Source organism: Gluconobacter oxydans (assembly GCF_006539685.1).
Taxonomy (GTDB): Bacteria; Pseudomonadota; Alphaproteobacteria; order Acetobacterales; family Acetobacteraceae; genus Gluconobacter; species Gluconobacter oxydans.
Genome location: NZ_BJNM01000051.1, coordinates 1 through 7,478 on the forward strand (window position 1 = coordinate 1; position 7,478 = coordinate 7,478).

Below are 7,478 nucleotides of genomic sequence, written 5' to 3' on the forward strand. Positions count from 1 at the left end.
CCTCGTGCAGGCCCTCTCCCTCCTGTGGCGTATCAGGCGGGCTGACCAGCTGATGGATCTGGGCAAGCATTTCCCCGAACTGGTTAAGACGGGTCATGACAAGCAGTTCAAACTGGCTCTGCCCCTTGAGGGGGTGAGGCAGCGTAAAGTCTTCGACGTCAGACACGGATGGTCAGCTCCTTCTTACTGAAAGAGGCATTCTCCCATCCTGGGTTGTGAGTGCGGTCGGCGGGGGTCAGCAGGACGCGTCAGGGATGACGGGCCACACGCCTTGCCTGCGGGAACAGGCTGCGAAACTGCTCCAGAACCGTCTGCATGAACGCCTTGCTGAACTGCCCTGTCACGGCGGACTGCCGAAGGTAATACGAGCCCTTGACCGGATCGAGATTGTACTCATCCAGCATGAGCCACTGACTGCGGTTCTGATCGAGCGCCGCACGCGGCTTCTCTGTTGCCGGGATCTCGATGGCCTGTCGTCCCTCCGCTGGCTTCTGCGTGGTGAGAGGCAGCAGCAGAACATAGTCCTGACCATCCCGGCCGACGAACAGCACGGCTACGGCGACTGGCCGGTCCTTGCGCCCCTCTGTCTCACCCTGTGCATCCTGCCAGTGCCACAGATAGGGGTAGTGCAGAACCGTACCGGGCTCGAACACGGCGCTCACGGTCATCGCTTGTCCGGAGACAGGAACGCATCAATCGCCTGCGCGACATCCTCTGCCAGATCGGCGGGCATATCGGCTGTAGCTCCAGACACGCGGCGGTCGGGCTGCGACTGTCTGAGCGCCTCGTACTGCTCGACACTCAACACCACCAGACGAGGCTTTCCGCGCTGGCTGATGGCGATCGGTCCCTGGAGCGCGCTGGCGATAATGTCTCCCGACTTCCGGGACAGATCACTGGTTGAAAAGGTACGCATTCTCGGGCTCCCGTCTGGGCTAGACATACATCATTGCTGTCTTTGACATGATATACAGCAATTACAGCACGACGGAAAGCACCCTCTCAAGAGCATCGGACGGCGTCCCCTGAGCCGGTTGCCTGATGGTCCCGCAGGGACCGCACCCGAAAGGGTGCATTTGTATATGGAAAAAGAAAAAACCTGCAACGATCTTGCCTCGATCTTAGAACGACAGCGCAGCGATAACGGCACGATCTTTGACACGATGCGAGGATAATGCTAGGCGTAGCTCAACGAGGAAGGACGCAGACATGAGTGCAGCGATGGCAGTGGGGGGAACCGATGGTGCGATGTTCACCGCATTGCTGGGCTGTCAGCGCGGAACATGGGCGCATTCGCCGCTTTTTCAGTGGATGACGAACAATTACGAGGCGATGTCGCAGGCCATCACAGGTAAGAAAGTTCGCTGGCAGAAGATGAGCGAAGCAGCTGAATCCGCTGGTCTTACGAATGTGAATGGAGAGCCGCCAAAGCCTGCGACTGTCCGCAGTACGTGGTACCGTGTCCGCAAGGCTGTCAGTGCGATGCAAAGGCAAAAAGAAGAAGCCCGCAACACAGCTTTGGCAGCTCGTGCCGCAGCCCGCGCAGCCTCTCAGGCACAAAAGCAGCATGATGCTGAAGGACGGGACGCGCTGAATCGTCGCATGGCGGAAGCCGATGCGGACGTGCGCAAAAATCAGTTACAGGACGCTCGCGATCGCAGTCGATCAGTCCTGTATCCTGAAACGACCTCAGACGCACGGAGTGAAGCCGCCCCGTCAGAAGAACGTGCGGCCGCTCCTGCCGTGAAAATTGGGCAGGTGGCCGAGTTCGTTGTCATGAGAAAACAGGCTCCACGCTATGGCAAGGATCAGGATACTCCTCTGCCACCGCCCTATGTTGGTCCACGTCCCGCAGGAATGCCGAAGGATCTGCCACTTGAAGCCCTCATGCCGCTTGATGCTTCTGGGCGAACTCCCGAGGGCAAACTCGACTTCGAGCAGATGCCGGGTCTGCCGCGCCGATCCTTCTTTGACAGAGACCGGGAATGGGCACTCGCCTGCCTACCCATGATTGAGGTCATCCCCCCGCGCGAACGGAGTAAACCTCTCAAAGCGATGTTCTGTCTTTTGAAAATGAAGATCGGACGCTAATCCGCGCCTACCTGCGCTGTCTGCACTCACAACGGGATCTGGGAAAATGATCGAGCCGTCTCTGGCGGATCATTCAATGTCAGGAATCCAATGTGACCGAAAAACCAAAACGCCTTTCAACGCCTGAGCTGCATGAGGCGATTACGAAGTCTCTCGAACTACGCTCCCTGATCAAGGCTGGACGTGGAAATCTTGGTGGAACGACTTGCCTCGCTCCGCTTGCGGAACGAGCCATTTTTCAGGGGCGGCCTCTTCTTCTGGGGGACGGAGATGTTCGTAACCCCGGCATTTCCCTGTTCAAGGAGATTTATAAAACTCACGGGCTTCCTTGCCCGTCAAACGAGGAAGCCGGCCACCTGAAAGAGTGGTTTGCCAACAGCTTCAACGAAGCGGCGATGCGCAAATCATCTCTGCTAATCGACATTGGGGGTGGTGACAGAACCTTGGAGGAATGGGCCGCCGAAGATGACATCATCGGTGCGGCGGATGCCGTGGGTGTTCCGGTCACAGGCCTGTTCATGTGCGGCTCCCAGCCCGGTGATATCGCCTACCTTGAAAAGCTGTGGGCCAGCGGCCAGTTCCGGCCCCGCCGTGGCATCATCGTCCTCAACGAATGGACCGTTCCGGCCGGGCATAAGCCGGACACTATTTTCAACCCGATCATGAACGATGAGCGTCTTATGAACGTGGCGGGGATGGAAACCGAATTCCTGCGGATTCCAAAGCTATCCTGCATGAAAGAAGTGCTGGCGAGTGGCCTGACTTTCCATGACGCCGCCGCGGGTAAGCCGGGACAGGACGGAACGCCCCTCGGTCCGATGCGTCAGTGGCTTGTCAAAAACTGGCTGGAGAAAATCGAGGAAAACATCTCGGATGCGGGCATCGAAGACTGGCTGCCATGAGACGGAGCCGCAAATCCGAGCCGGATCTGCTCGACCGGCTGAAAACAGGCGCTAATCCCTTTGGAGGGATTGGCAACCGGAGATTTCTCGACCTTCTCGCTGACGGAGAGCAACACTTCGTCTGTTACAATGCGGTGGGGGAAGCTGAGCATCTTGATGTGACCGATCTCGGCGTCACCATCCGCTCCCTCTCCACCATCCGGTTTCCGGTGGGGGTATCGTTCTGGGAGTGGGAACCCAATGGAACGGAGCGGCTTCCGCCGCTTCGAAAAAACAGCGTGCCGACCCGCTGTGGATTTCTGGTAATCGCGGATCAGTCAGGGCAGCGCGGGATGTTGCATTATGCAGACTACCGTCCGCGCATGAAAATCCATGGCAGGCCCATGGCAACAGTCTATCCAGTCTCGTTGACGTTCGATCTTCGGGATGACTGCGCTCCACCGGACACCCCAATCTTCTTTGGCGATGAAAGTCACTACGCCCATCAGCCCGATCTTCCTCCAGAGGCTCTGACGGCATTTGACGTGGAGGCGAGCCCGGCAGATGCGGCGGCCCTGATGCGTCATTTTGGCGCGACCCCCTCACCGCTTTACAAGAACAATCCCGAACGCGCCTTTCCTCAGGATGTGTCGCTATTCTCGTCCAAAGACTGGGAGCTTTTCCAATCTCTTGCCAATGACCTGATCCATGAAGCCACGCCGTTCATGTGCATGCAGCTGGTCATTCGTGCAGCACATGCTCGGCGTTGGACCACTGAACGCGGCACCGGGGCGGGACTTCAGAAAGTTACGCTGCATGATACGGAGGTCCGGACATGAGTGAACCAGAAAAGAAGGCAACGCTTGACGGATTAGCCGAAGCGGGGCGGCTGATGGAAGAAGCCGCGCGACTGGATGGCATTGATGAACATTCCCCTCTGGGGCGCTGGATCAGAGCGCAACGCAAAGGCATGGATGCCTTTGCGCAGGTTGTTCTATCGTGCGCTTATGAAATGCAGGATTTCAGAGGAGAAGCCCGCGACATCATCGAGATGGCGAAGCAGGAACAGACTACCCTGCGGGACCAGTTCATCGAAAGCCGTCAGCAGGTCGAAAAGCTGGGGGAAGTCGCGGCGCGGAATGTCGAGAAACAGGAACTGTTTCGAGACCGCGAATTGCAGGCTACCCTCGGGCGAATCGTCTCTGGCGTGACCTCGGAGCTGCGCAAGGAAGTTTTCGACCAGCTGCGGACGGAAATTCCGACGCATGAGCGCCAGTTCTACAAGGAAGCGCGATGGCGCGCCTATGTGCGGATGACACTGGCTGGGGCGATGCTGATAGGGCTCGGCTTTGCATCCGGTTACACATATGACGGCTATGCTGCGCGTGTAGGCCGTTATTGTGAGGAACATCAAGCATTCGACACGAAGGGCGCGTCATGGTGTCAGATTGTCCCGCCGCCGATCCTGCCGAAGTCCTGAGCGAACTCTTGCACACCCGGGCCAGGGCGAAGCCCTGACGCAATATACTTCACAGCCGCGCTTGCGCGGTTGTGTCCATTTTGGCGCGGTCTGACCGGACAACAAAAAAGGCGGCTCCCAGGGGAACCGCCTCTTGCGTGTGTGGACCTGGCCGAGGCCGATCAGGCGAGGCCGTTCGAGGCGGCCCGGATCTCCTCGGGGGTGGCACCTGCGGCGCGCGCATCCTCTGCGGCCTTCTCGATGCTGGAATCAAAGCGGGTATTTTCCAGAAAGGTCATGAGGGCGTCCGCGATGGCAAAGCCACGCGCAAGATGCTCCAGCCTTCTCAGGGGGAGGCTCTTGGCGCTGGCGTCGGGGACATATTGGGCGAGTGCGTGAGACATGGGACAGGCTCCACGACCGGGCGGGGCCGGCCGCTCTTCGATGTGCAAAGGGACAGGAAGAGGCCGCGCCCTGTGGGCGCGGCGGGCTTGACTTAGAAGCCCATGGCGTCGGCCTGAACGGCGGCGACGTCACGGGAGAGGCTGCGGCCATTGTCGCGGGTGTAAGGCTTCCATGCCTGACCCATCAGTTCCTCATAGGCGGCACATGCGCCGGAAGCGACGCAGGACAGCGCGTAAGCCTTCGCGCCATTCTCGGCGGCGATGCGGCGCAGGCCGTCCACGCGGTTATCTGCACCATCCACGCCCATGCGGTCTTCGTCGCGGTCGCCGTTGGCGTAGCTGTCTGCGGCATCCTTGGCGATCATGCGGCGGTTTTCATAGAAGTTTGCGGCACCATAGGCAGACCGGATGAGACCATCCACCACGCGGTCAAGGTGCATCCGCAGACCGTTGAAATTCTGCTCGCCCCGGATATAGGTCACAAGGATGGGAAACATCAGGTCGTATTGCTCGCGCACCATGTTGGACCCTGCCCCGGTCAGCTCGTCAACGTCACCGGCCTCAACGCCGAAAGCCAGCACGATTTTAGCCATCTGATCGTCAGACGGAACGAGGCGGAGAATGTCGGCCAGACCCGGAGAGGCAAGAGCCTTGGTGCGGCGTTGGGCTTCACTGAAGCGACGGACAGCGGCGGGGGAATAGTTGCCCTGAGAAGCGTTCTGGGACATGGTGTTGGATGCGTCGGACATGAAACTACCCTTTCTAGTCTAGCGAAGTCCCGTTCGGTGCTCGAACACCGTTCGGGGCGCTTTGTCTTGAGGGCCAATCCCTCTCGACAAGTAAAAGATAGCCTTTTTGGCTTTTTCCTGCAAGAGAAAAGACCCAGAAAACCGCCATAAAGCGCGATTTATTTTTGAATGACAAGTAAAAAAATTACTTGATTACTTCATGAATACCTGTCGTTTTCCTAGACCCATCCTGCCCGTGCGGCGAGCACACTGACGGCGACGAGAGTGGAAGGGAGGTGGCGTTTTCCTGAGCCCATCCTGCCACCGGCCAAGACGGGCGACGGGACAGGCCGTCAAGCCCGGAGCGTCCTGAGCAAGGGGGGCAGGCTTGCGGCTGATGCGGGGTCGCGTGCGGCCCTGCAGCAGATGCGGGCCTGACACCTGCCGCCGAGGGTCGCGGAGAGGCTTTACGGACTGGCACGGCGACTGTCAGACTGAATGCTGGATGCGAGGACGCTGTCGTGGAACGGCCCTCCCGGGCGGTCCTTCAGGACCGTTCGGGAGGGACGAGGAGCCGTCTCACGAACCGATCACCCAGTCCGAGACCGTTCGCTCAGAGGAAAGAATGCGGGTGAACCGTTACCCGGAAGGGCCGAGACGCAGGGTCCAGACGCCCGGTTGAGGGCGGCTGGACCCTGTGGCTCGGTCGAACTTGGCGACGCAGGAGCCTAGTGAGATAGAGTGAACGAACCCTTCAGGGCCGCCCTGTCCCTTCTTTTGCTTTTTCTACCTATGGCCCTGATTTCTGCCTGAAGAGTCCCGTGTGAAGAAGAACGCTACAAACCCGACAGCAAGCACGAGCAGACCTCCCCTGATGGGATGCAGAAAGCCCTGCCAGATCAGGAGAAGGATGGCGATCTGGATGCTCAGCGCACCGACGCGGATGACTGTTTGTCGTGACATGGGGCCAGTCTAGTCTTTTTCTCTGTCCTGGCGCAGCCCCCCTGTGGGGGGCGAGCACTGGGGGCATCAAAACTCGCGCCGGCGAGGCGCGTCCGCCTGATTGAACTAAACGAGCGGACAAAAAAAAGCGGCCCGGAGGCCGCCTGTGTCGTTTTGTCAGGAAGGACTATGCCGTTTCTGTCGTGGGCTGGCGGTCGGGAGTAACCGGCTAGCAATCCAGCCGAAAAGAGCGCAGCCACCTGCGAACGCGGCGAGCATCATCAGCAGGTTTGGGAAAAACTCATTCATCATGTTCGGTCTCCGTTGGCGTGACCTCAGTGTTCGGAATATAGCCCAGAAGCGTCCACGCGGCAATTTCAAAAGCGGCGGCGGCGAGCGCGGCTGCCAGACGCTGCCACATTGGAACGGCCGCTCCCGTGAAGAGCGGAGCCACAATCCCCGCCCCGAGGATTGCCAGCGCAAGGCTCTGGCAGCCGCTCGCGAAAAGCTTCACGCGCTCGGTTGTGTGCTGCGTTGAAGTGGGAGGTCTGGGAGGCAGTGTCGGCAGCATCATGGAAAAGTCTCTTCGGTGGTCATAGCGCCGGTTCCTGTGAGGAGAGTGAACGGGGACGGTCCTTTGGCAGGACCGTGTAGTGAACTGCGTACCTTAGAATGGCGCCTGATCGTCCCGTTCCTCATCCGACTGGCCCCAGCCGCCTCCTTCGCTTCCGCGGTTGCTATCCAGCAGAACCAGTTCACCCTTGAACCGGTCAACGACAACTTCTGTCGTGTAGTGCTCCTGACCGTCCTGACCGGTCCACTTGCGGGTGCGGAGTTCGCCTTCGAGATAGACCTTGCGACCTTTACGGAGGAACCGATCTGCGACGTCCCCCAGACGCTCATTGAAAATGACGACACGGTGCCATTCGGTGCGCTCACGGCGTTCGCCGCTCTGGCGGTCATTCCAAGTCTC

General features: G+C 59.3%; 10 protein-coding genes. 4 read left to right on the forward strand and 6 right to left on the reverse strand.

The window, feature by feature from the left end; genetic code table 11:
* Nucleotides 1-248: 248 nt before the first annotated feature.
* Together GOX01_RS11835 and GOX01_RS11840 are read right to left on the reverse strand one after the other, a co-directional pair.
* Nucleotides 249-668 (reverse strand): hypothetical protein, encoded by a 420-nt coding sequence (locus tag GOX01_RS11835; RefSeq protein ID WP_062269093.1) that lies wholly within the window; start codon nt 666-668, stop codon nt 249-251.
* Nucleotides 665-916 carry a type II toxin-antitoxin system prevent-host-death family antitoxin gene (locus GOX01_RS11840; RefSeq protein ID WP_131973940.1) on the reverse strand — a complete coding sequence of 84 codons (252 nt, stop codon included), beginning with the start codon at nt 914-916 and terminating at the stop codon, nt 665-667. The genes GOX01_RS11835 and GOX01_RS11840 overlap by 4 nt, the downstream gene beginning before the upstream one ends.
* A 395-nt stretch (nt 917-1,311) precedes the next feature.
* On the opposite strand from GOX01_RS11840, the gene GOX01_RS11845 reads away from it, so the two are divergent.
* The 4 genes from GOX01_RS11845 to GOX01_RS11860 all read left to right on the forward strand — a co-directional run bounded on the left by GOX01_RS11845 (nt 1,312) and on the right by GOX01_RS11860 (nt 4,452).
* Nucleotides 1,312-2,091 (forward strand): hypothetical protein, encoded by a 780-nt coding sequence (locus tag GOX01_RS11845; RefSeq protein ID WP_141259261.1) that lies wholly within the window; start codon nt 1,312-1,314, stop codon nt 2,089-2,091.
* Nucleotides 2,092-2,183: 92 nt separating this feature from the next.
* Complete coding sequence (locus tag GOX01_RS11850; protein ID WP_062269100.1) at nt 2,184-2,993, forward strand: hypothetical protein; 810 nt, start codon at nt 2,184-2,186, stop codon at nt 2,991-2,993.
* The gene (locus tag GOX01_RS11855; protein WP_131973942.1) at nt 2,918-3,811 is read left to right on the forward strand and encodes a hypothetical protein; all 894 of its coding nucleotides are present in this window, start codon (nt 2,918-2,920) and stop codon (nt 3,809-3,811) included. Before GOX01_RS11850 ends, GOX01_RS11855 begins: the two co-directional genes overlap by 76 nt.
* The gene (locus GOX01_RS11860) at nt 3,808-4,452 is read left to right on the forward strand and encodes a hypothetical protein (protein ID WP_062269104.1); all 645 of its coding nucleotides are present in this window, start codon (nt 3,808-3,810) and stop codon (nt 4,450-4,452) included. Before GOX01_RS11855 ends, GOX01_RS11860 begins: the two co-directional genes overlap by 4 nt.
* 161 nt (nt 4,453-4,613) lie before the next feature.
* Here GOX01_RS11860 and GOX01_RS11865 read toward each other — a convergent pair whose 3' ends face one another.
* From GOX01_RS11865 to ssb, 4 genes are all read right to left on the reverse strand, one after another.
* Complete coding sequence (locus GOX01_RS11865) at nt 4,614-4,835, reverse strand: hypothetical protein (RefSeq protein WP_011251535.1); 222 nt, start codon at nt 4,833-4,835, stop codon at nt 4,614-4,616.
* 92 nt (nt 4,836-4,927) lie between these two features.
* Nucleotides 4,928-5,584: a hypothetical protein gene (locus GOX01_RS11870; RefSeq protein ID WP_010504850.1), complete on the reverse strand. Its 657-nt coding sequence runs from the start codon at nt 5,582-5,584 to the stop codon at nt 4,928-4,930.
* Between the two features lie 1,222 nt (nt 5,585-6,806).
* The gene (locus GOX01_RS11875) at nt 6,807-7,079 is read right to left on the reverse strand and encodes a hypothetical protein (protein ID WP_024717183.1); all 273 of its coding nucleotides are present in this window, start codon (nt 7,077-7,079) and stop codon (nt 6,807-6,809) included.
* Nucleotides 7,080-7,172: 93 nt separating this feature from the next.
* A partial coding sequence (gene ssb, locus GOX01_RS11880) for a single-stranded DNA-binding protein (protein ID WP_141259262.1) occupies nt 7,173-7,478 on the reverse strand: 306 nt, incomplete at its 5' end.

Coding starts and splice junctions, on each gene's coding strand:
- GOX01_RS11845 (WP_141259261.1), top strand. CDS start 1,312: ATGACGAACAATTACGAGGCGATGTCGCAGGCCATCACAGGTAAGAAA.
- GOX01_RS11865 (WP_011251535.1), bottom strand. CDS start 4,835: ATGTCTCACGCACTCGCCCAATATGTCCCCGACGCCAGCGCCAAGAGC.
- GOX01_RS11835 (WP_062269093.1), bottom strand. CDS start 668: ATGACCGTGAGCGCCGTGTTCGAGCCCGGTACGGTTCTGCACTACCCC.
- GOX01_RS11860 (WP_062269104.1), top strand. CDS start 3,808: ATGAGTGAACCAGAAAAGAAGGCAACGCTTGACGGATTAGCCGAAGCG.
- GOX01_RS11875 (WP_024717183.1), bottom strand. CDS start 7,079: ATGATGCTGCCGACACTGCCTCCCAGACCTCCCACTTCAACGCAGCAC.
- GOX01_RS11870 (WP_010504850.1), bottom strand. CDS start 5,584: ATGTCCGACGCATCCAACACCATGTCCCAGAACGCTTCTCAGGGCAAC.
- GOX01_RS11840 (WP_131973940.1), bottom strand. CDS start 916: ATGCGTACCTTTTCAACCAGTGATCTGTCCCGGAAGTCGGGAGACATT.